The 26,770-nt window shown below is 58.9% G+C and carries 40 protein-coding genes, 1 tRNA gene and 1 pseudogene; 32 read left to right on the forward strand and 10 right to left on the reverse strand.

What is annotated here, in order from left to right:
* Positions 1–20: 20 nt before the first annotated feature.
* Complete coding sequence (locus O2S87_RS02010) at positions 21–422, forward strand: universal stress protein (RefSeq protein ID WP_475407131.1); 402 nt, start codon at positions 21–23, stop codon at positions 420–422.
* A gap of 10 nt (positions 423–432) precedes the next feature.
* Here O2S87_RS02010 and O2S87_RS02015 read toward each other — a convergent pair whose 3' ends face one another.
* On the reverse strand, positions 433–777 hold the full coding sequence (locus tag O2S87_RS02015) for a DUF5658 family protein (protein ID WP_475407132.1): 345 nt from the start codon (positions 775–777) through the stop codon (positions 433–435).
* A 164-nt stretch (positions 778–941) separates the two neighbouring features.
* On the opposite strand from O2S87_RS02015, the gene pyrF reads away from it, so the two are divergent.
* Positions 942–1,748: an orotidine-5'-phosphate decarboxylase gene (gene pyrF / locus O2S87_RS02020; protein ID WP_475407171.1), complete on the forward strand. Its 807-nt coding sequence runs from the start codon at positions 942–944 to the stop codon at positions 1,746–1,748.
* Between the two features lie 6 nt (positions 1,749–1,754).
* On the opposite strand, the gene O2S87_RS02025 is transcribed toward pyrF, so the two are convergent.
* Positions 1,755–1,895, reverse strand: a complete 141-nt coding sequence (locus O2S87_RS02025) for a zinc finger HIT domain-containing protein (protein WP_475407133.1) — start codon at positions 1,893–1,895, stop codon at positions 1,755–1,757.
* A gap of 100 nt (positions 1,896–1,995) precedes the next feature.
* Between O2S87_RS02025 and O2S87_RS02030 the strand changes: the two genes are divergently transcribed.
* Both O2S87_RS02030 and O2S87_RS02035 read left to right on the forward strand, forming a co-directional pair.
* Positions 1,996–2,514, forward strand: a complete 519-nt coding sequence (locus O2S87_RS02030; RefSeq protein WP_475407134.1) for a J domain-containing protein — start codon at positions 1,996–1,998, stop codon at positions 2,512–2,514.
* A gap of 154 nt (positions 2,515–2,668) precedes the next feature.
* Positions 2,669–4,273, forward strand: coding sequence for a GTPBP1 family GTP-binding protein (locus O2S87_RS02035; protein ID WP_475407135.1), 1,605 nt, complete (start codon positions 2,669–2,671; stop codon positions 4,271–4,273).
* Between the two features lie 68 nt (positions 4,274–4,341).
* Here the strand turns inward: O2S87_RS02035 and O2S87_RS02040 are convergent, their stop codons facing one another.
* The 3 genes from O2S87_RS02040 to O2S87_RS02050 are packed head-to-tail and all read right to left on the reverse strand — an operon-like array spanning position 4,342 to position 6,173.
* Positions 4,342–4,866 (reverse strand): double winged helix-containing putative transcriptional regulator, encoded by a 525-nt coding sequence (locus O2S87_RS02040; RefSeq protein ID WP_475407136.1) that lies wholly within the window; start codon positions 4,864–4,866, stop codon positions 4,342–4,344.
* Between the two features lie 3 nt (positions 4,867–4,869).
* Entirely contained in the window at positions 4,870–5,805 is a 936-nt protein-coding gene (gene mch, locus O2S87_RS02045; protein ID WP_475407137.1) for a methenyltetrahydromethanopterin cyclohydrolase, read from the reverse strand.
* A gap of 56 nt (positions 5,806–5,861) precedes the next feature.
* Positions 5,862–6,173: an MTH1187 family thiamine-binding protein gene (locus O2S87_RS02050; RefSeq protein WP_475407138.1), complete on the reverse strand. Its 312-nt coding sequence runs from the start codon at positions 6,171–6,173 to the stop codon at positions 5,862–5,864.
* Positions 6,174–6,277: 104 nt separating this feature from the next.
* On the opposite strand from O2S87_RS02050, the gene O2S87_RS02055 reads away from it, so the two are divergent.
* On the forward strand, positions 6,278–6,685 hold the full coding sequence (locus O2S87_RS02055) for a disulfide bond formation protein B (protein ID WP_475407139.1): 408 nt from the start codon (positions 6,278–6,280) through the stop codon (positions 6,683–6,685).
* A 166-nt stretch (positions 6,686–6,851) separates the two neighbouring features.
* Here O2S87_RS02055 and O2S87_RS02060 read toward each other — a convergent pair.
* A tRNA-Gly gene (locus O2S87_RS02060) sits at positions 6,852–6,922 on the reverse strand.
* Positions 6,923–7,167: 245 nt separating this feature from the next.
* On the opposite strand from O2S87_RS02060, the gene phoU reads away from it, so the two are divergent.
* From phoU to secY, 26 genes are all read left to right on the forward strand, one after another.
* Positions 7,168–7,842, forward strand: coding sequence for a phosphate signaling complex protein PhoU (gene phoU / locus O2S87_RS02065; RefSeq protein WP_475407140.1), 675 nt, complete (start codon positions 7,168–7,170; stop codon positions 7,840–7,842).
* Between the two features lie 257 nt (positions 7,843–8,099).
* Positions 8,100–8,951, forward strand: a complete 852-nt coding sequence (locus O2S87_RS02070) for a putative RNA uridine N3 methyltransferase (RefSeq protein WP_475407141.1) — start codon at positions 8,100–8,102, stop codon at positions 8,949–8,951.
* 4 nt (positions 8,952–8,955) lie between these two features.
* A complete protein-coding gene (locus tag O2S87_RS02075; RefSeq protein WP_475407142.1) occupies positions 8,956–9,972 on the forward strand; it encodes a 50S ribosomal protein L3 in 1,017 nt (338 codons plus the stop codon).
* A 2-nt stretch (positions 9,973–9,974) separates the two neighbouring features.
* The gene (gene rpl4p, locus O2S87_RS02080; RefSeq protein WP_475407143.1) at positions 9,975–10,721 is read left to right on the forward strand and encodes a 50S ribosomal protein L4; all 747 of its coding nucleotides are present in this window, start codon (positions 9,975–9,977) and stop codon (positions 10,719–10,721) included.
* Positions 10,718–10,972 (forward strand): 50S ribosomal protein L23, encoded by a 255-nt coding sequence (locus O2S87_RS02085; protein ID WP_475407144.1) that lies wholly within the window; start codon positions 10,718–10,720, stop codon positions 10,970–10,972. The genes rpl4p and O2S87_RS02085 overlap by 4 nt, the downstream gene beginning before the upstream one ends.
* Entirely contained in the window at positions 10,973–11,707 is a 735-nt protein-coding gene (locus tag O2S87_RS02090) for a 50S ribosomal protein L2 (protein WP_475407145.1), read from the forward strand.
* Positions 11,704–12,126, forward strand: a complete 423-nt coding sequence (locus O2S87_RS02095) for a 30S ribosomal protein S19 (protein ID WP_475407146.1) — start codon at positions 11,704–11,706, stop codon at positions 12,124–12,126. Before O2S87_RS02090 ends, O2S87_RS02095 begins: the two co-directional genes overlap by 4 nt.
* 3 nt (positions 12,127–12,129) lie before the next feature.
* A complete protein-coding gene (locus O2S87_RS02100; protein WP_475407147.1) occupies positions 12,130–12,597 on the forward strand; it encodes a 50S ribosomal protein L22 in 468 nt (155 codons plus the stop codon).
* Positions 12,597–13,526, forward strand: coding sequence for a 30S ribosomal protein S3 (locus tag O2S87_RS02105; protein ID WP_475407148.1), 930 nt, complete (start codon positions 12,597–12,599; stop codon positions 13,524–13,526). The genes O2S87_RS02100 and O2S87_RS02105 overlap by 1 nt, the downstream gene beginning before the upstream one ends.
* A complete protein-coding gene (rpmC, locus tag O2S87_RS02110; protein WP_475407149.1) occupies positions 13,527–13,751 on the forward strand; it encodes a 50S ribosomal protein L29 in 225 nt (74 codons plus the stop codon).
* Between the two features lie 6 nt (positions 13,752–13,757).
* Positions 13,758–14,255 (forward strand): ribonuclease P protein component 1, encoded by a 498-nt coding sequence (locus tag O2S87_RS02115; protein ID WP_475407150.1) that lies wholly within the window; start codon positions 13,758–13,760, stop codon positions 14,253–14,255.
* Entirely contained in the window at positions 14,246–14,590 is a 345-nt protein-coding gene (locus O2S87_RS02120; protein ID WP_475407151.1) for a 30S ribosomal protein S17, read from the forward strand. The genes O2S87_RS02115 and O2S87_RS02120 overlap by 10 nt, the downstream gene beginning before the upstream one ends.
* Entirely contained in the window at positions 14,590–14,988 is a 399-nt protein-coding gene (locus O2S87_RS02125; protein WP_475407152.1) for a 50S ribosomal protein L14, read from the forward strand. The genes O2S87_RS02120 and O2S87_RS02125 overlap by 1 nt, the downstream gene beginning before the upstream one ends.
* Before the next feature lies 1 nt (position 14,989).
* Positions 14,990–15,352 (forward strand): 50S ribosomal protein L24, encoded by a 363-nt coding sequence (gene rplX, locus O2S87_RS02130; protein WP_475407153.1) that lies wholly within the window; start codon positions 14,990–14,992, stop codon positions 15,350–15,352.
* On the forward strand, positions 15,349–16,050 hold the full coding sequence (locus O2S87_RS02135; RefSeq protein ID WP_475407154.1) for a 30S ribosomal protein S4e: 702 nt from the start codon (positions 15,349–15,351) through the stop codon (positions 16,048–16,050). Before rplX ends, O2S87_RS02135 begins: the two co-directional genes overlap by 4 nt.
* On the forward strand, positions 16,047–16,577 hold the full coding sequence (locus tag O2S87_RS02140) for a 50S ribosomal protein L5 (RefSeq protein WP_475407155.1): 531 nt from the start codon (positions 16,047–16,049) through the stop codon (positions 16,575–16,577). Before O2S87_RS02135 ends, O2S87_RS02140 begins: the two co-directional genes overlap by 4 nt.
* Positions 16,574–16,741 carry a 30S ribosomal protein S14 gene (locus O2S87_RS02145; RefSeq protein ID WP_475407156.1) on the forward strand — a complete coding sequence of 56 codons (168 nt, stop codon included), beginning with the start codon at positions 16,574–16,576 and terminating at the stop codon, positions 16,739–16,741. Before O2S87_RS02140 ends, O2S87_RS02145 begins: the two co-directional genes overlap by 4 nt.
* 2 nt (positions 16,742–16,743) lie before the next feature.
* The gene (locus tag O2S87_RS02150; RefSeq protein WP_475407157.1) at positions 16,744–17,136 is read left to right on the forward strand and encodes a 30S ribosomal protein S8; all 393 of its coding nucleotides are present in this window, start codon (positions 16,744–16,746) and stop codon (positions 17,134–17,136) included.
* 2 nt (positions 17,137–17,138) lie between these two features.
* Positions 17,139–17,675, forward strand: a complete 537-nt coding sequence (locus O2S87_RS02155; protein ID WP_475407158.1) for a 50S ribosomal protein L6 — start codon at positions 17,139–17,141, stop codon at positions 17,673–17,675.
* Position 17,676: 1 nt separating this feature from the next.
* Positions 17,677–18,393: a 50S ribosomal protein L32e gene (locus O2S87_RS02160; protein WP_475407159.1), complete on the forward strand. Its 717-nt coding sequence runs from the start codon at positions 17,677–17,679 to the stop codon at positions 18,391–18,393.
* Positions 18,386–18,844 carry a 50S ribosomal protein L19e gene (locus tag O2S87_RS02165; protein ID WP_475407160.1) on the forward strand — a complete coding sequence of 153 codons (459 nt, stop codon included), beginning with the start codon at positions 18,386–18,388 and terminating at the stop codon, positions 18,842–18,844. The genes O2S87_RS02160 and O2S87_RS02165 overlap by 8 nt, the downstream gene beginning before the upstream one ends.
* A complete protein-coding gene (locus O2S87_RS02170) occupies positions 18,844–19,398 on the forward strand; it encodes a 50S ribosomal protein L18 (protein ID WP_475407161.1) in 555 nt (184 codons plus the stop codon). Before O2S87_RS02165 ends, O2S87_RS02170 begins: the two co-directional genes overlap by 1 nt.
* Positions 19,395–20,042 carry a 30S ribosomal protein S5 gene (locus tag O2S87_RS02175; protein WP_475407162.1) on the forward strand — a complete coding sequence of 216 codons (648 nt, stop codon included), beginning with the start codon at positions 19,395–19,397 and terminating at the stop codon, positions 20,040–20,042. Before O2S87_RS02170 ends, O2S87_RS02175 begins: the two co-directional genes overlap by 4 nt.
* Entirely contained in the window at positions 20,042–20,506 is a 465-nt protein-coding gene (gene rpmD, locus O2S87_RS02180; RefSeq protein WP_475407163.1) for a 50S ribosomal protein L30, read from the forward strand. Before O2S87_RS02175 ends, rpmD begins: the two co-directional genes overlap by 1 nt.
* A complete protein-coding gene (locus O2S87_RS02185) occupies positions 20,506–20,997 on the forward strand; it encodes an uL15m family ribosomal protein (protein WP_475407164.1) in 492 nt (163 codons plus the stop codon). The genes rpmD and O2S87_RS02185 overlap by 1 nt, the downstream gene beginning before the upstream one ends.
* A gap of 1 nt (position 20,998) precedes the next feature.
* Positions 20,999–22,459 carry a preprotein translocase subunit SecY gene (gene secY, locus O2S87_RS02190; RefSeq protein WP_475407165.1) on the forward strand — a complete coding sequence of 487 codons (1,461 nt, stop codon included), beginning with the start codon at positions 20,999–21,001 and terminating at the stop codon, positions 22,457–22,459.
* 525 nt (positions 22,460–22,984) lie between these two features.
* On the opposite strand, the gene O2S87_RS02195 is transcribed toward secY, so the two are convergent.
* A complete protein-coding gene (locus O2S87_RS02195) occupies positions 22,985–23,158 on the reverse strand; it encodes a hypothetical protein (RefSeq protein WP_475407166.1) in 174 nt (57 codons plus the stop codon).
* A gap of 277 nt (positions 23,159–23,435) precedes the next feature.
* On the opposite strand from O2S87_RS02195, the pseudogene O2S87_RS02200 reads away from it, so the two are divergent.
* Positions 23,436–23,714: pseudogene (locus O2S87_RS02200) on the forward strand (ISH3 family transposase); the annotation flags it as partial.
* Here the strand turns inward: O2S87_RS02200 and O2S87_RS02205 are convergent.
* The 3 genes from O2S87_RS02205 to O2S87_RS02215 all read right to left on the reverse strand — a co-directional run bounded on the left by O2S87_RS02205 (position 23,669) and on the right by O2S87_RS02215 (position 26,398).
* Positions 23,669–24,055, reverse strand: a complete 387-nt coding sequence (locus O2S87_RS02205; RefSeq protein WP_475407172.1) for a hypothetical protein — start codon at positions 24,053–24,055, stop codon at positions 23,669–23,671. The pseudogene O2S87_RS02200 and the gene O2S87_RS02205 overlap by 46 nt on opposite strands.
* An 18-nt stretch (positions 24,056–24,073) precedes the next feature.
* The gene (locus O2S87_RS02210; RefSeq protein WP_475407167.1) at positions 24,074–24,664 is read right to left on the reverse strand and encodes an RNA polymerase sigma factor; all 591 of its coding nucleotides are present in this window, start codon (positions 24,662–24,664) and stop codon (positions 24,074–24,076) included.
* 804 nt (positions 24,665–25,468) lie between these two features.
* The gene (locus tag O2S87_RS02215; RefSeq protein WP_475407168.1) at positions 25,469–26,398 is read right to left on the reverse strand and encodes a hypothetical protein; all 930 of its coding nucleotides are present in this window, start codon (positions 26,396–26,398) and stop codon (positions 25,469–25,471) included.
* Between the last annotated feature and the right edge of the window lie 372 nt (positions 26,399–26,770).

Genomic DNA, 26,770 nt, shown 5'->3' on the forward strand with positions numbered 1-26,770 from the left:
TAGCCACTATTCACACATCTATGACGACATTCGTGGTGGCAACGAACTCGGTTCACACCAGCGCCGCCCTCTGTGACTATCTCACAGACCGAGTCGACGACAGCGACACCGTTCACGCGATCAACTCCCATCTCGACGAACAGACCGCAACAGCCGAGGCGCTTCGGGATGGCGAGGACGCGCTCAACGCGATCTACTCGCGTCTGGGTGGCGTGACAACCGTCGAAACACACCAGTTCGTGCGGGGCAACGTCCCGGCCGAAGACATCCTCTCGTGTGCCGAAACAGTCGACGCCGACGAGATCGTTCTGGGCGTCAGGAAACCAACGCCGACGAGCAAGGTCGCGATCGGCAGCGTCACCGAACAGGTGTTGCTCCATTCGAGTCGACCGATGGCCGTGATCCCACGCGAACTCGAGTAATCGGCGTGAGTCACCCCAACAGCACCGTCGAGACGATCACCGTATTCCACCCCGTTACGATGACACCGACGACCGCCAGCGCGAGCGGCACCCCGACACAGTGGGGCCGTGGAATCGTCTGCCAGACGCCATAGCTTCCAGCGATGATGACTCCTTTCAGAAGGCTCATTCCAGCCAACCCGTAGACGTCGATCACGGGACCAGCGAGCGGTCCGACTTCGACGATACCACTGATCTGCAACCCGATGCCCGTCGTTACCAGATCTCCAACGCCGAAAAACAGGATCACGATGAGCCACAGGCTGGGCTCGTGTCGCGAGAGCCCCCGGCTCGGTTCGCTGGTGAGCCCATCCATACCACCGTCTCTGCACGATAGCGTTTCGTTAGGCGTCGACTCACTCTCGTCTCGAATGGTAGGCAGTGCCTACTGTCGTGGGTAACAGCACACGTAGATAAAAAGACGAGCCAGCCACACAGAAGGTGACTTAAGAGTGCCGCGACACCTTTGGGCTAATGGCCATCGCGTTTTTCGACCGGCTCGCCGACCGGATCGCTACTGTCGACAGTGTCGTCTCAGTTGGACTCGACACGGACCCAAAGCGAATTCCCGAACATCTACACGACCACGAGCTCCCACAGTGGGCGTTCAACCGTCGTATCATCGACGCCACCCACGAACACGCTGCCTGCTACAAACCCAACGCCGCATTCTACGAGTCGGCCGACGGCTGGCGGGCGCTCCGCGAAACGATCGCCTACGCCCACGGCAAGGGCGTGCCCGTGCTCTTGGATGCCAAACGTGCCGATATCGGCAACACGACCCGACAGTATGCCAAGGTGTTGGACGAGGTTGACGCGATCACGGTCAACCCGTACATGGGTCGGGACTCGCTCCAGCCGTTTTTGGACCGCGACGACAAGGGCGTGTTCGTGTTGTGCCGAACCTCGAACCCCGGTCGCGAAGATCTCCAAGACCTCGAACTCGATTCGGGTGAACCGCTCTACAAACGGGTTGCGGCGCTCGCCGACCTGTGGAACACCCACAAGAACGTCGGACTCGTCGTCGGCGCGACTGGCCCCGACGAACTCGAAGATATCCGCGAGGCAGTGCCCGACTTGCCGTTTCTCGTGCCGGGCGTCGGCGCACAGGGCGGCGACGCCGAGGCTGCGGTCAAGTACGGACTGCGTGCCGATGGCGTCGGACTCGTCAACTCTTCGCGTGGGATCATCTACGCTGGCGAGACTCAGGGCGAGGCGTTTGCGGCCGCCGCGGGACAGTCGGCAAAACGGCTTAAAAATCGGTTGAACGAGTACCGAGACCGGTAACGCGACTCATCGCTGGCCGACTGCACACCGATCACAGACGCCGGTCGACTGGTCGAAGTGAGCCGCACACGCCAGCGACCCGCACTGGGTGCAGGTGTAGCGTGCCTCGGCGGCCGAACAGATGTGACAAATGCCAACGGTACGCATGTCGACGAAAGAAGGCCGCAAATGTCGTAACTCCTGTGGCAGTCAGTCGACGGCTGCGTGCCCGAGAGTCTTACAATGATGCAACCCGTTGTACTCACCAGTGGACCGAAACGGGCTCATCCTCGGCGTGTCGGCGGTGCTGTTCGGTATCTGTGTCCTCATGCTACTTGTCGGTGTCGTGGTGAACCCGTTTTTCCTGTTGGTGGCGCTCCCGTTCGGCGGCTCGGCGTATCTCCTCTGGTATCAGGCCAGTGGCAAACTCGCCGAGCGAATCAGACGCGAGGTCGTCGACGGAAATCCGGGCGCACGTAACCGCTCTGTCGGTTTCGATCCGGGTGCGGTCGGTGGAGCTCGCACGGACTCGGGACGGTTTTCGCGCGAACGCGCACGACGAGCCCGAACCAACCGGCAGCGGGCGCGGTCGAACCGACCGCCCCGTTCGGCGGGACTCTCTATCTCCGATGCCCGTCGAATCCTCGGCGTCGACGCGGCGGCCGACGAGGCCGATATAAAGGCTGCCTACCGCCGTAAGGCAAAGCAGTACCACCCGGACACGGAGTCGGGTGACGAGCAGCGATTTAAAAAGGTGAGTCTGGCCTACGAGACGCTGAGCGAGTAGCTCACTCGGTCGACCGTACTGTGAGTCCTCTATTTAAACAGGCTCAACGGAACACTGACTGGTCCGGTTGTCACAGTATCCCAACCTTCGCGTACCGTGGTATGGAGACACACGGCATGAAAAGCGTTTTACTGTCGCCTGCCAAACTCCGGGTATGAGCGCGGATCGGGCCGCTTTGCAGCAGGCCCTCAAGCGCGGTGAACAGGACGGCGGCCACATCGAGTTCAAAGAACGACTCACCCGGGCGCTTCATCTGGCCGATGGCCGAATGGAGAGTCTGGCGGCCCAACTCCGCCATCGGGTGCTCTCGGGAGACGGTGAGGCCACCTACGTCGTCGGCGTGACCGACGATGGCGGAATCGCCGGCATCGCTCCTGGCGACTTTTCTGAAACGATGGATGTCCTTTCGTTGCTCGCCGAAGAGGCGGGTGCCCACATCGAAAACGTCGACACCTGGAGCGCAGGCGACGGCGGTCTCGTCGGCATGGCGACGATCCGCGAGGGATCGATGCTCACCGCCGACAACGGCCACATCGTCATCGGGACGGCGGGCCACGTCGACCACGGAAAGTCGACGCTCGTCGGCTCGCTCGTCACAGGCGAACCCGACGACGGCGACGGTTTTACGCGGAGTTTTCTTGACGTTCAGCCTCACGAGGTCGAACGCGGGCTGTCGGCTGATCTCTCGTATGCAGTCTACGGCTTCGACGAGACGGGCAACCCCGTGCGGATGGACAATCCTCACCGCAAGACCGACCGCGCGGAGGTCGTCCAGGAGGCCACCCGACTCGTCTCCTTTGTCGACACAGTCGGCCACGAGCCGTGGCTCCGGACGACAATCCGGGGGCTGGTCGGCCAGAAGATCGATTACGGTCTGCTGGCGGTTGCTGCGGACGACGGCCCGACGAAAACGACCCGTGAACACCTCGGCATTCTGCTGGCGACCGATCTGCCGACGATCGTGGCAGTGACGAAAGTCGATGCGGTCTCGCCCGAGCGCGTTGTCGAGGTCGAAAAGGAGATCGAGACGCTACTGCGGGACGTCCAGAAAACGCCGCTTCGGGTCGAGCGGTACGGCGTCGAAACCGCCGCGACCGAACTCAACGAGACCGTTGTCCCGATCATTCGGACGAGTGCGGTCCGCGGTGACGGGATGGACGACCTCGATCTCCTTTTCGAGACGCTCCCGAAACGGGCGACCGACGAGCACAGCGAGTTCCAGATGTACATCGACCGCACCTACAACGTGACCGGCGTCGGCGCGGTCGCCTCCGGCACGATCAACGCTGGGTCGGTTTCGGCAGGCGACGAACTCCTGTTGGGGCCGATGCCTGACGGAAACTTCCGCGAGGTCGAGGTCCGGTCGATAGAGATGCACTACCACCGGGTCGACGAGGCCAAAGCGGGCCGAATCGTCGGAATCGCCCTGAAGGGTGTGGCTGAAGCGGAGGTCAAACGCGGGATGGTGCTGCTCCCTCGAGAGGCTGATCCCGAGCCAGTGCGCTCGTTCGAGGCCGAGGTGATGGTACTGAACCACCCAACCCGGATTTCTGAGGGTTACGAGCCCGTGATCCATCTGGAGACGCTCAGCGAGACGGCCGTCTTTTCGCCCGAGGGAGGTAAACTGCTGCCGGGCGACACTGGCAAAACAACTGTCGAGTTCAAATTCAGGCCGTACTTCGTCGAAGAAGGCCAGCGGTTCGTCTTCCGTGAAGGCTCCAGCAAAGGCGTCGGGACGGTCGTCTCGGTCGACAACTGAGAACCGACACCACACCCTGAGTAGCCGACGACTACTTGCAGGTAGTGGTCGACTACTATCCGATTACGCTACCGTTCGGTTTGCTCGGAAACTGGTTCGGTACGCACTCGATAGCCCGTGGGAGTTCGCTCGATGATTCCACAGAGAACGAACCAGTCGACCAGTCGGTGCAGTCTACGCCGGTGAATCCGCTCGGGATCGGCGTGGTGGTGTCGCTCCCACGTCGGCAGGTCGACAGCCGCTTGCGCATCGAGGTCGTCGACCGACAGTGGCTCGTCGGTATTTTCGAAGACAGTACACAGTTCACGCGCGCCATAGATCCCGTCGAGTAGTCGCTCAACGAGTTCGCTGGCCGTGAGTTCGACACGCTCTCGGCGGTAGCCGCTTGGTGTTTGGTCGACTAGTGCGAGGGCTCGCAGAAACGTCAGCCACTGCTGTGCGTCGTCCCGATTTCCGATTCCCATCTCGTTGGTTCGATTCACCAACCGCCGGAGACAGTTGGCCTCGCTGGCTGGAACGAGCGGAATCGCTCGCTGGGCGTCTCTCACCGCGTCGACCGAATCAGGCGGCTCGGGAACCCATTTAAATCGCATTGCCTACCGGATGCCGAACGATTCGGCGACCAGCTCCTCGTTGGTTTCGCCCAGCACGTAGGTCGCACCGTCGACCACATCTATAGTCACCTTCGCGGGCGCGAAAATGCGCTCGTCGACCGCGTAGAAATCCCAGTCGGCCTCCTCGAAGATGCGCTCGAAGGGAACGCCGTACTCCTCGCGGGCGTTCGAGGGAACCTGGTCGAAGACGTTCGATTCTTCGCGGACCTGGAGATAGACCTCGCCCCCATATGCGAGCGCGTCGTTGGTCCGGCCCATCGCGACTGACTCGTTGTAACTGACCGGCGCGACCGGGGCCCGGCCGGTCGCCGAGAGGATTTCAGCGGGTGGGTAGCCGAGTTCTGACAGCCGAAAGACGGCGAGTTCCGCCGCCCGGGCGGCCATCGAGACGCTGCCTACGGTCGAGCCCGCCGCATATGTTGGCAGAAAAACGCTCGTTGGCTCAACGTTACTGAGGTCGGCGACGTGTTCGGCGATCCGGTCGTCCGGCAGATCGATGGACTCGACGGTGAGCACGGCGAAATCGAACTCGTCGTAGTAGCCCACACGCTCGAAGTCGGTTTCCTGGCCGACCAGCGCGCGCGCTGGCCCCGAGCCGAGGCCGTTGAACTCTTCGAAATCCAGCTCCCAACCCGCCTTCTGGGAGCACAACAGCGAGACGCCTGGGTGGTCGGTTGTCAGTTCGACGTAGGGAATCGGGGCCCCCTCAACGCGGCCCATCTGGGTGTAGATCGTTGCGAGTCCCGCGGTTTGAATGTCTGCCAGCATAAGCCCGGCTTCGATACCGCCGTCCGCAACGACACCGAAATCGAGAACGGTCGACCCGCAGTCGAGTTCGGTAGCGACGATGCCGAGTGACTCGGCGAAGTCCAGCGCCTCGTCGACGAGCTCGACGGCCGAGCGATTGATACTCTCCATACGCCCCGGTTGGCCGTCGTCTAATAAAGGGATTCGTAGTTGTCCCGACGTCCCGATCAGTCGTCCGTCCGTGCCGGGCGACCGAGCACGTCCTCGACAGCGTCGACCTTCTCGGCGGCCGTCTCGTCGCTGGTACGTTTGTCGTCGATCTTGAGGACGGTGCTCACGCGGTCGGCGTCGACGGCTTTGTGCGCATCCGCGACCGCCGCCAGCAGGGTGTCGATATCCTCGGCTTCGATCACGGTTCCCATCGGGTTCGTTTCGTAGCGGATATCGTGGTCGTCGAGCGCATCGACGGCTGCGGCGACCTCCGCGGCCATGCTGTCTTCGATAACAGGTGCGACACTCAGGAGTGCGATGACGGTCATGATGTCGACTACGCGTGAGTTGTTTCTAACTGCTCTGGATACCGTGGCGACAGTCAGGCTCGATGACTCACTGTGAGCGGAAGGTTCAATCAGCCATCCGAAATATGGGTGGTATGCGCCGTCGACTGCTCGTTGGCTGTACGCTTGTTGCGATGGTTGCCACCGGTGGCAGCCTCTATTTCAGCGAAATCGCGGGGCTCACACCGTGTGGGCTCTGCTGGTACCAACGGATTTTGATGTATCCACTGGTCGTGATCCTCGGTGTCGCCGCCTGGGAGGATCGGGCCGCGGTCTGGAAGACCGCGCTCCCCCTGTCGGCGCTCGGAATCGGCGTGTCGGCGTATCATACTGCACTTCAGGTGTTGCCGAGTACGCAGTGTTCGGTCGGCGGCGGCTGTGGTGCTATTTTGTGGCAGGGCTTTGGGATCTTCACCATCCCACGGCTCGCGCTGGTGGCGTTCGTCCTTATCTCGGTGGGACTTGTGGTCGTCACATGGATTGACCGTCAATAAGCACGACCGTTCGGTCGACGAAACCTATGGCTGGAATTCGAACTCCAGTCACTCTACCCACTGCCTTTGCGTTGCTCTCTAGTTCAAATCCCCGCGAGACGATCACACCCTCACACGGTGTGCGAGCGACACGGCGGTCGCTCGCGGTGTTGTGTTCGGGAGAAGATGCGTCGGCGGGGATTTGAACCCCGGTTGTAACCATGGCAAGGTTACGTGATACCACTACACTACCGACGCGCCTTGTGCGCATTTACATCTAACCGGAGGTGGATGTATAAGCGTTGCGAAAGCCACGCCCCGTGGGTGAGAAAACCAACCGACGAAGCCGGGGTCGTACCCAATACACCGCCAATCTGCCAGACGAAGAACCGAAGCCGTGTCGAGGCTGTTCCTCGAGGTTCTCCAGTCGACTTCATATTCGGTAATATACGTTATATTGTATTCACAAAACCCTAAAATGGTATTATGCGCCACGCTCTGGTATGCCACGGGTCAGCTACCAGAACCGCCTCGACATACTTGGCGAAGACGTGCTGTATATGTCCGAACTCGTTCTCGACCGGCTTCGGCTTGCACTCACCGCACTCGAACAAACCGACGAATCGTTGGCCCGCGAGGTGATCGACGGTGACGACGAGATCAACGAGCAGTATCTGGATCTCGAAAGCGACTGTATCGACCTCGTGGCGCTCCAACAGCCGGTCGCCTCGGATCTCCGATTTATCGCAGCCTCCTTCAAGATCATCACCGATCTCGAACGCATTGCCGATCTCGCGGTCAACCTCGCCGAGTACTCGCTTGCGACCGACCGCACGCGCTTGCCGGAGGTCGACATCCAGGACATCGGTACGACGGTCACCGCAATGCTCGAAGACGCCATGATCGCCTACGGCGACGCGGACGCCGCCCTGTGTTACGAGCTGGCCGACCGTGACGCTCTGGTCGACCAGCAGTGCGAAGCCGCCTCCGAGACGGTGGTTCGTGATCTCTTGGGGCGTGAGACGACGACCAGCGGGGTCGACCGCGAAGGCCTACTTTCGGATATTTCACGGCTTTTGCTCACCGTTCGAGATCTCGAACGCATCGGCGACCACGCGGTCAACATCGCCTCTAGGAGTCTGTATATGATTCAGAACGATGCCGATCTGCTTTACTGAGATGACTTCTGTCTGTGTCTCGTCGCATCCACTCGCGTACGCGTGAAGATAGAAATTATAAATTGAGTCGACAGCGGCTCGTCATAACCAGTAACTCATTGCTTTGTCGTGTGGTATGGTACACCAACCAATAGTGTGATTCCCGGATACAGGCGCTCTACCAGCCGTGTGAAGGCGACACAGGGGGGACTCATTCCGCTAGCCTTTTAGGGTGTCGTTGGGAATCCAGCATACAGTCTAGTGACGAGGCACACCCGATGGACGGACTAACACTACTGGTTCCGTCGTCGGTCGTCCGCGAAGCCGAGGACAAACGCGAGGCAACTCGCAAACTCGGCTACGTCGCCCGTGCGGCGGCGGTATTCCGGGCCGACCGACTCCTCGTCTTCCCCGACCGGGAAGGCGAGCGTCGATGGGGCGAGGAGTTCGTCCGCGTTGTGCTGCAGTACGCCGCGACACCCCCGTATCTCAAAGACGAGGTATGGGGCAAACGCGACGAACTGCAGTTCGCGGGCATCCTTCCGCCGCTCCGCGTTTCGTCACAGACCGTAGCCGGTCCAGCGGGACCGGCTACACACCAAGGAATCGTGACCAAGGTCGGATCTGAAGGCCGCGTTCGGGTCACTTGCGGACTGCAACACCCGATCTCGCTCATGGTGCCGCCGGATATGGCGACACCCACTGAGGGAGAGCGCGTCACCGTCAGGATCTCTTCGAGAGAACCGGTCCGTGCACGACTCGTCGACGAACCCACAGCGGGGTTCGACGTCGACTGCATGGGCCTCTCGGCTGCCCTCAACGACGAATCGGGGCTACGGATCGCCACATCCGAGTACGGGGAGCAACTCTCCCACGCTCGACTCGGCGATCTCCTTCCGCAACTCGCGGATGGAATGACCGTCGCCTTCGGCTCGCCTGGTAGAGGGCTGCCGGAAATACTCGGGATTAGTCCCGAGGCAGTCTCGGCCGCAGTCGCGGCAGACGAACACGTTGAATCCGATCCGGGATTCGACCGCTGGCTCAATACGATTCCGCGACAGGGCAGCGAGACGGTGCGAACTGAGGAAGCGATGTTCGCGTCGCTCGGCTGTCTCACGCTCACGGAGTAACACAATGCCACAACCAAGCAGACCACGCAAAGGCTCGCTGGGCTACGGCCCGCGGAAGCGTGCAACCGACGAGGTTCCACGTATTCGCTCGTGGCCAGACGACGACGGAGCAGCGGCTCCACAGGGCTTTGCCGGCTACAAAGCAGGCATGACCCACGTTGTCATGGTCAACGACGAGGCAGACTCGCCGCGTGAAGGAATGGAAGAGTCCGTTCCCGTCACGGTCGTCGAGGTGCCACCGATGCGGGCGGTTGCCGTCCGAGCCTACCAAGACACGCCGTATGGACAGAAGCCGACCACCGAGGTCTGGGCCACCGAGTTCGACGACGATCTCGACCGTGCGCTCGACCTTCCGGCAGAAATCACCTTCGAGGAGGACTCGGAGGCCCTTCGGGAACTTATCGCCGACGGCGATGTAGACGATCTGCGTCTGATTACCCACACCGTCCCCGGCGACAACAAGAACATCCCGAAAACGAAACCCGACATCATGGAGACGCGAATCGGCGGCGGCTCGCTCGACGAGCGCGCCGAGTTCGCACTCGACCTGCTCGAAGACGGCGGCGAACACAGTTTCGGCGATGTCTTCCGTGCGGGCGAGTATCTCGACGTTTCGGGCGTCACCAAAGGGAAAGGAACTCAAGGTCCCGTCAAGCGATGGGGCGTCCAAAAACGCAAAGGCAAACACGCACGCCAGGGATGGCGTCGACGGATCGGCAACCTCGGTCCGTGGAACCCTTCGCGCGTTCGTTCCACAGTTCCCCAGCAAGGACAGACCGGCTACCACCAGCGAACCGAACTCAACAAGCGCCTGATCGCAATCGGCGACGGCGACGAAGCCAGCGTCGACGGCGGCTTCGTCAACTACGGCGAAGTCGACGGCGACTACGTGCTTATCAAGGGTTCGCTGCCGGGGCCGAACAAACGGCTGCTGCGGTTCCGCCCGGCCATCCGGCCGAACGACTCCCCGCGCCTCGATCCCGAGGTTCGGCACGTCTCGACCGCATCCAACCAAGGATAATCATGCAGGCAACAGTACGCGACCTGAACGGTGACGACGCAGGGACCGTCGACCTCCCCGAGGTCTTCGAGACCCATTTCCGCCCGGATCTCATCCAGCGGGCAGTCGTTGCCGCCCAGGCAAACCGGAAACAGGCCTACGGTGCAGACGAGTACGCAGGAATGCGTACGCCCGCCGAGTCGCTCGGGAGCGGCCGCGGGATGTCGCACGACCCCCGTCAGAACGGTCGTGCACGCCGCGTTCCCCACGCCGTCAGTGGTCGACGCGCACACCCACCGAAAGCCGACAAGGACCAGGGCAAAACGATCAACCGCAAAGAGCGTCAGCTCGCGACCCGTTCGGCGCTTGCGGCAACCACAGACGCCGAACTCGTCGCCGACCGCGGCCACCAGTTCGACACGGATCTCGATCTCCCGCTCGTTGTGAGCGACGAGTTCGAAGACCTCGAAAAGACGAAAGAGGTCGTCTCGCTGCTCGAATCGCTCGGTGTCGCCGACGACATCCAGCGCGCAGAAGACGGCAAGAAAGTGCGAGCAGGACGCGGGACGACCCGTGGCCGTAAGTACAAGAAGCCGAAATCGATCCTCTTCGTGACCAGCGAAACGCCATCGCGCGCCGCTCGCAACCTCGCGGGAGCCGACGTGGCAACCGCCACCGAAGTCAACGTCGAGGATCTCGCACCGGGCACCCACGCCGGTCGACTCACGGTCTTTACCGAGAGCGCCCTCGAGGAGGTGGCCGACCGATGAGCTCGATTCTCCACCACCCGCTGGTGACAGAAAAGGCGATGAACGAGATGGACTTCGACAACAAGCTCCAGTTCATTACCGATGTCGACGCCACCAAGCCGGAGATCATCGAGGAAGTCGAATCGCGCTACGACGTGAACGTCGACTCGATCAACACGCAGGTCACGCCGAAAGCCAAAAAGAAAGCGACCCTCTCGCTCAGTGATGACGACGATGCGACAGAGGTCGCCTCACGAATCGGGGTGTTCTAGATGGGACGTAGAATTCAGGGACAACGACGCGGCCGTGGTGGGCCAACCTTCCGTGCGCCATCACACCGCTACAAAGCAGAGCTCTCGCACAAGAAGTCCGAAGAACACGACACCATCACTGGTGAAGTCGTCAACATCGAGCACGACCCCGCGCGGAGTGCGCCACTCGCAGACGTCGAGTTTGAAGACGACGATCGTCGACTCATTCTCGCTCCCGAGGGAATCACCGTCGGCGAGACGATTCAGGTCGGCGTCAGTGCCGAAATCAAACCCGGCAACACGCTGCCGTTGTCGGAGATCCCCGAGGGGATTCCGGTCTGCAACGTCGAAAGCTCGCCGGGCGACGGCGGCAAGTTCGCCCGCTCGACTGGCGTTTCGGCCCAGCTATTGACTCACGACCGCAAGGTCGCGGTCGTCAAACTGCCGAGCGGCGAGGTCAAACGGCTCAACCCCGACTGCCGAGCAACCATCGGCGTTGTCGCGGGTGGTGGCCGGACCGAAAAGCCGTTCGTCAAAGCCGGAAACAAGTACCACAAAATGAAAGCACGCGGCACGAAGTACCCGCGTGTGCGTGGGGTTGCGATGAACGCCGTCGACCACCCGTTCGGTGGCGGCGGCCGCCAGCACCCCGGCAAGCCGAAGTCGGTTTCGCGGAACGCGCCACCGGGCCGAAAGGTGGGCGACATCGCCTCGAAGCGAACCGGCCGCGGCGGCAAAGGAGGACGTGACAAATGAGTACTGACTACCGAACCGGCCGTGAGGGTGAGTTCACCTACCGCGGTCACACGCTCGACGAGTTGCAGGACCTGGAGCTCGACGAAGTCGCAGAACTGCTCCCCGCTCGACAGCGGCGAACCATTCTCCGTGGTCTCTCCGAGGAACACCAGAAGCTGCTGGACAAAGCCGACGGCAAGACCGACGAGGATACCGCGAACAACCCGATCCGAACCCACCTGCGGGATATGCCGATTCTGCCGGAGTTTGTCGGGCTGACGTTTGCGGTCTACACCGGTCAGAGCTTCGAGCGCGTCGAGGTACAGCCCGAGATGATCGGGCACTACCTCGGCGAGTTCCAGCTGACCCGCAACTCGGTCGAACACGGACAGGCCGGGATTGGCGCGACCCGTTCATCGAAGTTCGTGCCCCTCAAGTAAATCATGGGAATCAACTACAGCGTCGAGGCCGACCCCGAAACCACCGCGAAAGCGATGCTTCGCGAGCGGCCCATCAGCCTGAAGCACAGCAAGGCCATCTCGAATGCCATTCGAGGCATGACGGTCAGCGAGGCCGAACAGTACCTCGACAGCGTCATCGCTGGCGAGCAGTCAGTGCCGTTCAAACAACACAACACGGGCGTCGGTCACCGCTCGGATATCGACGGCTGGGATGCCGGTCGCTACCCGAACAAGGCCTCGAAGGACTTCAAGAAGCTCCTCGAAAACGCCCGCAACAACGGCACCAACAAGGGCTTCGAGGGCTCGGAGATGGAGATCGTCCATCTCGCGCCCCACAAAGTCGGCGAGCGAGCCGGCCGCAAGCCCCGTGCGTTCGGCCGTGCCAGCGCGTGGAACACCACGCTCTGTGACGTCGAGATCGTCCTCGAAGTACCGGAGGCAGACCGATAATGGCAGACGAACACCAATTCATCGAAAACGGCCTACAGCGCGCCCAGATCGACGAGTTCTTCGGCGACGAACTCGGTCGCGCAGGCTACGGCGGCATGGATATCGCCAAAACCCCGATGGGGACGCAGATCGTCCTCAAAGCCGAAAAGCCAGGAATGGTCATCGGGAAAGGCGGCAAGAACATTCGGAAGATCACCACCGAACTCACCGAACGGTTCGGCATGGAAGACCCGCAGATCGACGTCCAAGAAGTCGACGAGCCGGACCTCAACGCCCGGATCGTCGCCGACCGACTCGCCAACGCACTCGAACGTGGCTGGTACTTCCGGAAAGCCGGTCACACCACCATTGACCGCATCATGGACGCAGGCGCACTCGGCGCCGAGATCGTCCTCAGCGGCAAGGTGACCGGTGCTCGCTCGCGTGTTGAGAAATTCAACCGTGGCTACATCAAACACAACGGCGAACCCGCCCAGACCGTCGTCGACGAGGGTCAGGGCGTCGCCGTGATGAAGCTCGGGACGATCGGAGTTACAGTCAAGATCATCCCGCCGGGAGCAGAGCTGCCCGACGACTTCGACATCCACGACGACGTCGACGTTGAGGACGTCGAGCAGGCAGGCGACGCCGAGAGCGTCGAATCACTGCTCGAAGAGCCCGACGAGGTTCCTGACGTCTCCGACGAGGAGACCGAGGAGGTCGAGGTTCCCGACGAAGACCCAGCCGACGTTATCGACGAGGAACTCGTCGAGGAAGTCATCGACGACCAGTCGACTGACGACGACGAAGAAGCGGCTGACAAAGACGAGGTCGACGAAGAATCGGAATCGTCTGAAGACGTCGAGGAACTCGATGAGGACGTTGCCGAAGAGGCAGCCGATCTCGTCGCCGAGATGGAAGACGAAGACGAAAAAGCGGAGGACGAATAAATGGCGATCCTTCACGCCGCAGAGATCCGGGACATGACGCCCGCCGAGCGCGAGGTCGAACTTGACGAGCTCGAAACCGAGCTCCTCAATCTCAAAGCCCTACAGGCTGCCGGTGGCGTTCCCGAAAACCCAAGCAAACCAAAAGAGCTTCGCCGAACGATCGCCCGGCTGAAAACGATTCAGTCCGAAGAAGGCGACAACGAAGCCGCCGACTCGAACGAGTAATCCGACATGCCACGCACACCCGAGACTATCACACGACACGAACTCATCGGCCTCCCAATCCAGGTGGTCGACGCGCCCAGTGCCGACTTCGTCGGCCTTTCGGGCCACATCGTCAGCGAGACGATGAACACGGTTGTCGTGTCGACTGATTCGGGTGACAAACGCGTGCCGAAGTCGGAGTCGGTGTTCGAGTTCGCACTCAGCGAGGAATCGACAGACGAACAAGGTGCAGGCGTGCACACAAATGAAGCCGCCGAGGTCGCCGCGGGAGATCATCCCGCAGCGGATCTGTCAACGGGACAGAGCCGGAAGGACTCGGGGTCTTCGTCCAAACTCGGGGAGGAAACTGCGGGGGTACGCCCTCGTCAGTCGTTCCCGTCGGAATGTTCCGTAAACCAACAGGGTGGATGCCAGGGCGGAGTCTACGTTACGGTGGATGGCAGCCGTCTACTCTCACGGCCTGCAGAACGAACTGAACGCACAGGAGATTCGAAATGGCGATAGGACTTGACGTTCCACTTCCTCCGGAACCAGAAGAGCCGGAGGAGTACGACTATGAGAAGTGTCCGTTTTACGGACAGCTTCCCGTTCGAGGCCAGACCCGCAGTGGGACTGTCGTCTCGACCGATATGGCAAAGACCGTCATCGTCGAGCAAGAGTACGACGTGTTCGTGCCGAAATACGACCGGTATATGAAACGCCGATCCCGTATTCCAGCGCACGTACCCGGCGTCCTCGAAGGGCTCGAAGAAGGTGACGAAGTGAAGATCGCGGAAACCCGACCGCTCTCGAAGACGAAATCCCACGTGGTCGTCGAAAAGCTTGGAGGCGATGCCTGATGGAGGCACTCAAAGCCGACGTGACCCAGGGACTCGAAAAGGGCTCGCTGATCACGTGTGCCGACAACACCGGTGCACGCGAACTGCGAGTCATCAGCGTGGCGGGCTACTCCGGCACGAAGAACCGACACCCCAAAGCAGGGATCGCCGACAAAGTGACCGTCTCGGTCACCAAAGGCACCCCCGAAATGCGACGGCAGATACTGGAGGCCGTTATCGTCCGCCAGCGCAAGCCGATCCGTCGACCGGACGGCATTCGCGTCAAATTCGAGGACAACGCAGCCGTACTCATCGACGAGAACGGCGAGCCTCGCGGGACCGATATCAAAGGCCCCATCGCACGCGAAGTCGCCGAACGGTTCGGGAGCATTGCATCCACCGCAACGATGATCGTATAGCATGACACGACAACCACGCAAACAGCGAAAATCCGCTGCGAACGCGTCGCTTCACGAGCGACACCAACAGGTCAAATCACCGCTTTCGGCCGACCTCCGCGAGGAGTACGGCCGCCGCAGCGTCCGCGTCAACGCGGGCGATACCGTCGAGGTTCAGCGCGGCGACCACGCCGGAAGCGAGGGCGAAGTCCTGCGTGTCGACCTCAAGAAGGCGATTATTCACGTCGAAGACGTGACTGTCGAGAAATCCGACGGCGAGGAAGTGCCTCGCCCAGTCGATGCCAGCAACGTCACCGTGACCGACCTGACGCTCGACGACGAACGCCGTGAGGCCCGGCTTCGCAGCGAGGAGGACAACGAATGAGCAACCACCAGAAACGACTTTCGGTACCGAACTCATGGCCCGTTGAGCGAAAGACGGCCACCTACACCGTCAAAGCCGGCGCTGGCCCCCACGGTGAAGACGGCGTACCGCTGCTCGTCCTGCTTCGGGACGTGCTGGGCTACGTCGACTCGAAAAAAGAAGCTCGCTACGCACTCAACCAGGGCTCGATACTCATCAACGGAGATGCGGTCTCCGACGAGCGTCGACCCATCGGTATGTTCGACATTCTCGCGTTCACCGAACGCGGCGAATACTACCGTGTGTTCCCCGACGAGGGCGGACGCCTCGCACTGACACCCATCGATAGCGATTCGGCGGGCAGTCGGCTCGGAAAGATCGTCCGCAAGGAGCAGGTTTCGGGCGGCGACTTCCAGTTGACACTTCACGACGGCACGAACGTCCGAACCGAGGATGCAAGCGAGTACTCGACGAACGACTCGCTCGTGATCGACAACGACTCCAAAGAGATTGTGGCGCACTTCGTCTACGAAGAGGGCGCGCTCGTCACTGCGGTCGACGGCCAGCACGCTGGTCAGATCGGAACCGTCGACGAGATTCAGGTCACACTCGGTAGTGGCTCGAACACGGTACGAGTCGAAAACGACGACGAGGGCTACGAGACGGTCGAAAGCTACGTTGTCGTGATTGACGAGAACTTTACAGGTGATGACGAATGAGCGAGGCTAACGCCGAGTTCCACGAGATGCGCCAGCCGCGTATCGAGAAAGTCGTCGTCCACATGGCCGTCGGCGAAGGCGGTCGCGAACTCCAGAACGCCCAGTCGATTCTCGAAGAGATCTCGGGCCAAGAGAGCGTCCAGACGCTCGCAAAGCGAACGGTCGCAGAGTTCAACATCCGCGAGGGCGATCCGATCGGCGCGAAGACGACGCTTCGTGACGACGACGCCTACGAATTCCTCGAAACCGCGCTCCCGCTGACGGAGCTTTCGATCTCGCAGTTCGACGACTCCGGCAACTTCAGTTTCGGCGTCGCCGAACACACCGAGTTCCCGAGCCAGGAGTACGACCCACAGATCGGTATCTACGGGCTCGACGTCACGGCAATGCTCGTCCGCCCGGGCTACCGCGTCGCCAAGCGCGACCAAGAGACCCGACCGATTCCGAGCGGCCACCAGATGACACCCGAAGACGCAGCCAGCTACGTCGAATCGACGTTCGATATCGACGTGGAGGCAGATGAATGAGCGAAAGTGAACAACAGTCCGGAGACACCGCGGAGACGGGCCAGCAGGTGGTCTGTCGGCGCTGCGAACGCGAACAGGGGCTCGTCGGCAAGTACGACATCAACCTCTGTCGGCAGTGCTTCCGCGAGGTCGCCCGAGACATGGGATTCAGGAAGTACAGCTAACCATGGCAGGCAACGACCCACTGTCCAGCGCTCTCTCCGGCATCGATAATGCCGAGAGCGTTGGCCACCTCGGCATTACGGTACAGCCCGCCTCGAACATCATCGGCTCGATCCTCGAAGTCTTCTACGACCGAGGATACATCGACGGCTTCGAGTTCGTCGAAAACGGCAAAGCCGGTGCGTTCGAGGTCGAACTGAAAGGCGCGATCAACGAATGTGGCATCGTCAAACCCCGCTACTCGGTTGGGGCAGACGACTACGAAAAATGGGAAAAACGGTTCCTCCCAGCGCGTGACTATGGATCGCTCATCGTCACGACAAGCCACGGCGTCATGAGCCACTACGATGCCCGCGAACAGGGGATCGGTGGCCAGGTCATCGCCTACGTCTACTAACAATGACTCGAACAGAAATCGAACTTCCGGACGATGTGTCCGCAACGGTAGACCATCTGGATCTGACCGTCGAGGGCCCCAACGGCAGCGTTACGCGCCGACTGTGGTTCCCCGACATCGACGTCAGCGCAGAGGGCGACTCAGTCGTCATCGAAACCGACGTCGAGAACGCCAAAACCTACGCGACCGTCGGCACCTTCGAAAGCCACGTTCGCAACATGGTACACGGCGTCACAGACGGATGGGAGTACAGAATGGAGGTCCACTACGCTCACTTCCCGATGCAGGTTTCGGTCGACGGCGACGAAGTCGTCATCGAGAACTTCCTCGGTGAGCGCGCCGAGCGCCGGACTCCAATCCGTGGCGACACAGAGGTACAGGTCGACGGCGAAGAGGTCACCCTCAGCGGCTCCGACAAGGAGGCTGTGGGCCAGACCGCCGCCGATATCGAACAGCTGACGAAAGTCAGAGACAAAGACACGCGCGTGTTCCAAGACGGCGTGTACATTGTCGAGAAACCGCAGGCAGGAGGTGCCTGAGATGGCAGACGAACCCCAAGAACTCGAAGACATCAGCGGTGTCGGCCCATCGAAGGCCGACGCGCTCCGCGAGGCGGGCTACGAGTCGATCGAAGACGTCAAAGCCGCCAGTCAGGGCGAACTCTCGGAGGTCGAGGGGATCGGCAACGCGCTCGCAGCGCGGATCAAAGCCGGTGTCGGCGATCTCGAAGTCGCCGAGGAAACCGAGGCTGAAGTCGAAGACGAGACCTCCGAAGCGGAGGTCGAAGACGAAGAAACCGAGGACGTCGAAACGGAACTCGTCGCTCGCGGGCACGCGGACAAAACGCCCGAACTCGACGCCGAGACCGAAGGCGCACTCAAACAGAAGAAACGCGAGGGCAAACCCGCGTTCAAGCGCCAGGACTACCACATGAAAAAACGGACGCCCGAATCGTGGCGTCGACCCCGTGGTGGACTCTCGAAACAGCGCCGTGGCTTCAAAAGCCGTGGCCCGAAAGTCGCCCCCGGTTTCAAGTCGCCGAAGGCCGCCCGTGGCCTTCACCCAAGCGGCTTCGAGGAAGTCCGCGTGCACAACGCCGGTGACCTCGACGACATCGATGGCGACACCCAAGCGGTACGGATCGCCAGCAAAGTCGGCGGCCGCAAACGCGAACGGATCGAGGAGATCTGTGAAGACGAGGAGATTCGCGTGTTGAACCCAACCTACATCGAAGTGGAGGTAGACGACGATGAGTGATCTCGGTTCACAGAAACGACTCGCAGCCGACGTGCTCGATGTCGGCGAGCGTCGTGTCTGGCTCGATCCCGACGAACAAGCAGAGATCGCCGAGGCGATCACCCGAGCGGATATTCGCGAGCTGGTCGACCAGGGCATCATCCGCGCGAAGGGCACGCAGAACAACTCCCGTGGCCGCGCCCGCGAGCGTAGCCAGAAGCGCTCGTACGGCCACAAGAAGGGCCACGGCAAGCGCAAAGGGAAAGCCGGAGCCCGCGAGTCGCGGAAAGACGGCTGGGTGTCGCGAATTCGCGCCCAGCGCAAGCGGCTCAAAGAGCTTCGCGACGAGGGAACGATCGATCGCACGCAGTACCGCGAGCTGTACAACAAAGCCAACGGTGGCGAGTTCGACAGCGTCGACCGGCTCGAAGCGTACGCTCGAACTAACTACGACATTGAGGTGAACGCATAATGGCAACTGGACCACGATACAGAGTGCCGATGCGCCGCCGCCGTGAGGTCCGAACTGACTACCACCAAAGGTTGCGCCTCTTGAAATCAGGTAAGCCTCGTCTGGTCGCCCGGACGAGCAACAAGCACATCAGGGCGCAGCTGGTCACCCCCGGACCCGACGGCGATCTTACCCACGTTGCCGCCTCCAGCGAGGATCTGGCAGACTACGGCTGGGAAGCTCCAACCGGGAACCTTCCGAGCGCGTACCTGACGGGCTACTTGCTGGGCAGCCGCGCTGTCGAGGCCGGTCTCGAAGAGGCCGTTCTCGACATCGGGCTGAACACGGCAACACCCGGTAACAAGGTGTTTTCGGTCCAAGAAGGAGCAATCGACGCAGGCCTCGACATCCCGCACAACGACAGCGTGCTGGCCGACTGGTCGCGCAATCGCGGCGAACACATCGCCGAGTACGCCGAACAGTTGGACGAGCCGCTGTACAGCGGGGCGTTCGACGCCACTGAACTACCTGAGCACTTCGACGACGTGCTCGCAGCGATTCAGGAGGACGAATGAGCCAACGAAATAACAACGGCTGGGAGCCGCGCACGCGGCTCGGCCGACAGGTGCAAAGCGGCGATATCTCGACGATGGAACAGGCACTCGCCTCCGGGCTTCCGCTCAAGGAACCCGAGATCGTCGACCAGCTCCTGCCGGGGCTGGAAGACGAGGTTCTCGACATCAACATGGTCCAGCGGATGACCGACTCGGGTCGCCGAGTCAAGTTCCGCTGTGTCTGTGCGGTCGGTAACCGCGACGGCTACCTCGGCTACGCCCAGGCGCGTGACGACCAGGTCGGCGGCGCGATCCAGAAGGCCATCGACGTTGCAAAACTCAACATCATCAAGGTCGACCGCGGGTCGGGCTCGTGGGAGGACTCCGCCGGTGGCGTCAACTCACTGACTCGAACCGCCGAAGGCAAGGCCGGCTCGGTCACCGTTCGTATCATGCCAGCCCCACAGGGACTGGGCCTTGCGGCGGCCGAGACTGTTCGCAACATCCTCGAACTCGCCGGTATCCAGGACGCCTGGACGAAGTCCGACGGCAACACGCGGACGACGGTCAACCTCGCGAAAGCGACCTACAACGCTCTGGAGAACGCCGCCCAGTCGCGGACACCCCAGCGCGCCAAAGCCGTCCAGCGGGAGGCGAACGAATAATGCAGGCTCTCGTTCAACTCCGCGGCGAGGTCAACATGTCTCAGGACGTCCGTGACACGCTGAAGATGCTGAATCTTCACAGCGTCAACCACGTCACGTTCGTCCCTGAGACCGACACCTACCGCGGCATGATCACGAAGGTCAACGACTACGTTGCCTTCGGCGAGCCGACTGCCGATGTCGTGGCAACCCTCATCCGTCGACGCGGCGAAGCCGACGAAGGCGACGCCGACGTCGACGACGAGTGGGTCGCCGACAACACCGACTACGACGATGTCGCCTCGCTCGCCGAGGCGCTCGTCGACGAGGAGACGACCCTGCGCGAGCAGGGCCTGTCGCCGGTTATTCGGCTCCACCCACCACGCGGTGGCCACGACGGAATCAAACACCCGGTCGTCGAGGGTGGCCAGCTGGGCCGCCACGGAACCGAGGATATCGACGGCCTCCTGGAGGCGATGCGATAATGGGATCCAAGAAACGCAGACAGCGCGGCTCTCGAACCCACGGCGGCGGCACCCACAAGAACCGGCGCGGTGCCGGACACCGTGGTGGCCGTGGCCGCGCGGGCCGCGACAAACACGAGTTCCACAACTACGAACCGCTCGGCAAACACGGCTTTACGCGTCCCGACTCGCTCAAAGATTCGATCGAAGAGATCCGAATCCAGCAGCTCGACGAGGACGTCGCACTGTACGCCGCCGAAGGTGTCGCCGACGAAGATGGCGATGGCTACGTTATCGACGCACGCGACGTGGTCGACGGCGGTCACGACGTCGACGTGGTGAAAGTGCTCGGCGGCGGACAGGTCAGAAACGAGCTCGTCATCACCGCAGACGCCTTTACCGCTGGCGCGGTTGAGGGTATCGAATCCGCAGGCGGCGAGGCCGTGCTCACCGAGCGCGCCGAGCAGGCCGAAGCGGAAGACGTAAACGAAGACAGTTCAGACGAATCATAACATGAGTTGGAAGGAGGCCGCCGAACCGGTGCTGACGCGGATGCCCGTAGTCGCTCGGCCAGAGCGGCACGTTCCGTTCAAGCGGAAGTTGATGTGGACTGCCGGAGTTCTCGTCGTCTACTTCTTCTTGACGAACATCGCACTATTCGGCCTCGATCCGGGCGGAAGCGACATCTTTGGCCAGTTCCGGTCGATCATCGCGGGTGGGCAGGGTTCAGTCCTGCAGGTCGGGATCGGTCCGATCGTCACCGCATCGATCGTGCTGCAGCTGCTCGGTGGTGCGAACCTGCTGGGGTTGGATACCAACAACGATCCGCGTGATCAGGTGCTCTACCAGGGGCTCCAGAAACTGCTGGTCGTCATCGTTACGGCTGCAACCGCAGCCCCGATGGTGTTTTCGGGTTCGTTCCTGCCAGCGAATGGTGAACTCGGCCAGCTGCTGGGAATCGGTCTCACTGGCATCCAGCTTGTGATCTTCGCCCAGGTGTTCGTCGGCGGCATCCTGATCCTGTTCATGGACGAAATCGTGAGCAAGTGGGGTGTCGGATCCGGGGTGGGGCTGTTCATTATCGCTGGCGTGAGCCAACAGCTCATCGGTGGGATGTTCAGCTTCTCGGCGATCGGAACCCGTGGACTACTCGCCCAATGGTATGGGATCTTCTTCGGGGAAGGAATCAGCGAGCCCGTCTTTACCGCTGGCTGGTTCGAATCGATCCTGATCACCCAGGGGGATTTGCTCGGCTTGCTGACGACCATCCTCATCTTCGTGGTGGTTGTCTACGCCGAGTCGGTTCGCGTCGAGATTCCGCTCAGCCACTCGCGCGTTCGGGGCGCTCGTGGACGCTTCCCGGTGAAGCTCATCTACGCGAGCGTTCTGCCACTGATCTTGGTCCGTGCGCTACAGGCGAACATTCAGTTCATTGGCCAGATCATCTACAGCCAGATCGGCGACTCTGTGTTCGGTTCCTATAGTGACGGCCAGGCCGTCGACGGGCTGTTCTACTATCTCGCACCGATCCAGTCGCGCGAACAGTGGATGTGGTTCCTCGGGTCGGCCAGCGGTGAACCCTGGCAGATCGCGATCCGGGTCGGCATCGATCTGACGTTCATGATCGTCGGTGGCGCGATCTTTGCGGTGTTCTGGGTCGAAACCACCGGTATGGGCCCAGAGTCGACGGCCAAACAGATCCAGAGCTCGGGGATGCAGATTCCCGGCTTCCGCCGGAACCCACAGGTCGTCGAAAAGGTCATGGAGCGCTACATCCCGCAGGTGACCGTTATCGGCGGCGCGCTTGTAGGGCTGTTGGCCGTGATGGCGGGTATGCTCGGTACCATCGGCAACGTCGATGGAACCGGGCTGCTGCTCACCGTCTCGATCACCTACAAGCTGTACGAGGAGATCGCCGAAGAACAGATGATGGAGATGCATCCGATGATGCGCCAGATGTTTGGCCGAGAGTAAGAACAGTTCTAGAACGTAAACGAGCGTTTTGAGCGTTCTCACACACTTTTTATCGAATCCGTATCAAGAACCTGGCCAGCTGCGGTGAAACGGTTCTTGACGTATGTGTACTTTTAATACCTACTGTATAGGCTAGGTAGTTGGATAGCAGGTTTCTAATCGCAAGACAGCGTAGGGGTAGCTCAAAATTGTCATTTTGGAATGATGGACGTACGTCGACTAATATTTTCTAAGGCGAGTTTCTATTGACCAATCGTAAATTTAGCCGGTATAAATACACGCTCAATATAGTGATATAAAAATAGAATCTAGTTATATATGATATCAGACACAAAATTCGACGATAGAGCGTCATAGACGGTCGTTTTTGAATGAAGGAACTGCTATCCAACTACAGGCTAGTGATTAGTAGCAAAGCTGCAGTTATGAGGGAGTCGTCTTGGGAATTCCCGCAATCTGTTTCACTCGACGCTTGGACTGTGTCCGTGTTATTTCTTAAATAAAGATACTAAAGAGCACATGAACTCAGAACAGATTGTCCGATAGATCTCCGAAGATATTCTCCAACCGACGGACAGCATCCGGAGCGATTCGCTGCGATGCCATGGGCTCGATAATCCGGGATGCGAATACAGCTGCAGCAAGTTCTTCATCGCTTCCTTTTCGGTAGTCGACGAAGGGACCATCCGTTTCGATCATCGGGCCATGGAGTCGCTCTGAGAGTCTCTTGGCCTGCTGTTTTTCTTCTCTTCCATCGTTTTGAAGAGCCGAGGGCTCTGCTCAATACCACTATCTGGACTCCATGCATCATAAAATGCGTGTCCCAATTCGTGAGCAAGCACTACTCCTGTTCGGAATCCTGGAAAATCGTCTGAATCTGTACCGATCTCAATCAAGTCGATCCCACGCCAGTGCTTCCCACGTACAGTCTCAGTCGATCACATCGGGTTAGATGGAGTGTCTGTTTGGACATGGTGTGAAAGAACTCCAAACAGACAACCAGATCGAAGAAGAGCATCTGCTTAATTTTGTCGTCAACACTCTTGACGAGGAACTCCCGATAGAACTCGCAGACGGTGTAAAGGTCTCATCAGAGGAGCTCTATAAGGTCCTCGCTGGCGCCAGCGCCAGCGGGACCTCGGTCAATCACATCTGCGAGACGACCGAAGACTCTCCACACGCCAATACCGTCCGTGGACACCTTACCGATCAGTTTGACCTCGATACATTATCAAACGCAACATCACGATTGATTCTATCAACAAAACCTTCCTCAGTAGCCAACTTAGCGATCCGATCCGCTCGACGACGTTGTTCATCAATCGGAATCGTATCTACAAACGGGAAATCAACTCCTATCATATCTTCCCGCCACTCAGAGACAATTCTAGTGACCGGCTCGTTTGATTCTTCGTCTCGTTTACGCTCCGACTGTTCGCGTTCGTTATGGAGTTGTCGAGCTTGTTCTAACGACTCGCCTCCCCCTCTGAGGGTGAACGGAGTATCATCCTCTCCGAGGCGGACAAAGCCATCATCTAGTTCCTGGATACGATCATCTATTCGATCTGCAAGTGCTGGTGACGGAAAGCGACTCATTCGATGTATCCTCGCATCTTATGACAGGGGTGTAATGTCGTTTGAATCACTCACGCTGTTACTGACTCCTGCATCACTGAAGAAGTCTGGATAAACTTCAGAGAGTTCTTCGGCATCAACGCGGACGAACTGAACTAAATTCTCTGCGGCGATGAGCTTCTCCCTGGCCCGCTGGAGATGAGTATCGACAGTACTTGGGGAAATATTCAGGATTGTGGCCGTTTCATCCCTGCTGAACTCTGCTTTCTCTCGCAATGCGTACACGTGTGCTTGTTTGTGGCTAAGCGGAGTCAGATCGCCGAAGTGCCATGCCTGTAGGAGTGCCTTCCCGACGGATGACAGCTCCGTCTCTGCGTTAGTAGTGCTAAACTCCCGAACGCAGGCGGACATTAACCGACTTTCACACTCAATCGTGTATTCTGGTATGAATTCTCGATTCTCATATCGGCCGATTAGGATGCTTCCTCGACCGTGGATGTAGTAGGCAGCCAACCCGGTGAACTCATTGTTGCCGACAACGCGTCCAACAAGAACTGCACTCTGGTCTGGAAGCCGTCGAGGGAGCCCGTCAAATTCGGTTTCTTCAGAGACAGTTGGCTGGTGAGACATCTTCTTACTACAAATTTGTAGCAAGATAACAAAAATCTATCGCCATTTAAATTTTCAACATTATAATTGTTTGTACCTAACCGTCAAGCCAATCATACGGATTGGCGTCGGTTTGAAGTTACTGAAAACTACTTCCTAATTTCAATATTGCAGTCGAAGGAACTACGATCTGATCGTTCTCGCGGCATATAAAAATAATATGGCTCTTGCCTAATCCTACTTCCGCGGTTCAGCCTGAACGAGTAGCACGGTTTCTTTAGAGAGCGGTGCAGTCTCCCGGTTTCCATCGACAAACCAGGGAGATGTTACCGAGTGGACTCACTTCATCGTAAAGCCAGTGTGGGAACCTACCTTTGTTGAAACGCCACTGACGCCACGGAGAGACCTTCTCTCTGTAACAGGCGAAAACAAGCCCAGAACGCCGATCTGCTAAACCGCGGAAGTAGGACTAACTGAGCGAAACAAAGATCAGGTTAACGATATTGGTACTGGTTGACGTGCATGATGCACTACGCGTATGTTGCACATGGTCGACACCAGCTATTGGTCAATATGATCAACAGCATAAGAACTCACCCGCGGTTATTTTCTAATTAAGCAGAATTTTAAAATGGTCTTTAACTAGACAGTACGGGTGTACGAGTCATGAAAACTAACTTTCTGGCTGTACACTAAGATTTTGAAGTGTAGGTACACCTGTACACAGCACCGTACACATGGCCCAAAATGCTCTTTGGAAGAGGCTGTACGGTCTACTGTACGATACACATTATATGGGGTACAGTTGGGGTCAGAGTCTTTCGCTCAGGCGTCGCTATGAACTGTAAAATCTATTATGTTATTTTCGTCAACGAAATTGAGTGCATCAAGGACATTTCCTCTGAGGAGGCTCGGGATCGTTGTGATCGCATCCTTTGAGTGATAATCAAACGAACCCTCTCTAGATCTCTGCAATCTCGCATTTACTCGTTTCGGTGACCAGTTGTTTGGTTCTCCACCAAACATACCATTATCAAGTTGGAAAATACCGTGTCGTACGAAGTGATTGAGGAACTGGACCATTGACCGGCGATTCTCTACAACCCAGATGGTGAACACATTTGTGTCTCGCCACGCATTGAATTTCGACTCCCAACTCTTTCTATTATTGTGACTTGAGAGGACTTCGACTCTGGCAATGAGATCACCGTTTGGATGGACCAACCAGAGATCTGGACGATTCTCTTCGTTTGATTTTGGATAGACATAGACGCCACCAACCTGATCAAGTTGGTAAAAGTGCTTTTTCGCCACTAAAACACCTTTTCGGTGTTTCATGTGTTCTTTTCCATCCCGAAAAATTGGTGGACCAGTATGATGTTCTAATGTCCAATTTGGTGTAATATTATCAGTATGGTGATTGAATAGGTGTTCAATAATAGATAGGCAATTCTCGGTGGGGAGCCAATTGCATCGTCTTCCTGCAATATAGACGTCATCACCCCGTGTTTCTGTTTTAAACAACCCCCTATTAATCATCTGCTGATGAGTTTGTTCGAAACCCTTGAAATATATGTTAGCAATCTGAGCTAATTCAACCAGAGATGGTTCTGGATCGGAACCAATATGATACCTATTATTACTATTCTTCATTGTCCGTCCAGCAAACCATCCTGTGACGAGATACAAGATGTATATCTGTTTGACGTTTAGTCCAACTTGTTTAGCTTTCTTTTTAACAAGCTCGCTGACCATATGTAGATCAATACATACATAACTTAAATCTACGGAAATTACCGACGCCATTTAAACCTACGATGGTGGTTATTTTCAATGGCTCTTACCGAAGACAGTGAAATAGCGGTATCTGTCTCGCAATTGGGTGATCGAGCTGTGCAAGATACAGAGCCTATTGTTTGCAGTCAGAAACTATTGGTTTCACACCATTATGGATGAATCACCCAGTCAGTAAAGTTGTGAATTGAGTGGTTAGGCACCAACTAGTGCACCTTCAATCGTGATTTGTTGGGTATAGCTGCCGTAGTTTGATGCGAGCATCGTCGGTCGTAAACTGCCAGTTGATCTCCGTCCTATTTTGGTTGCGAGTACGTTCCCACGCAGCGACCT

The organism is Halohasta sp. A2 (assembly GCF_056175805.1).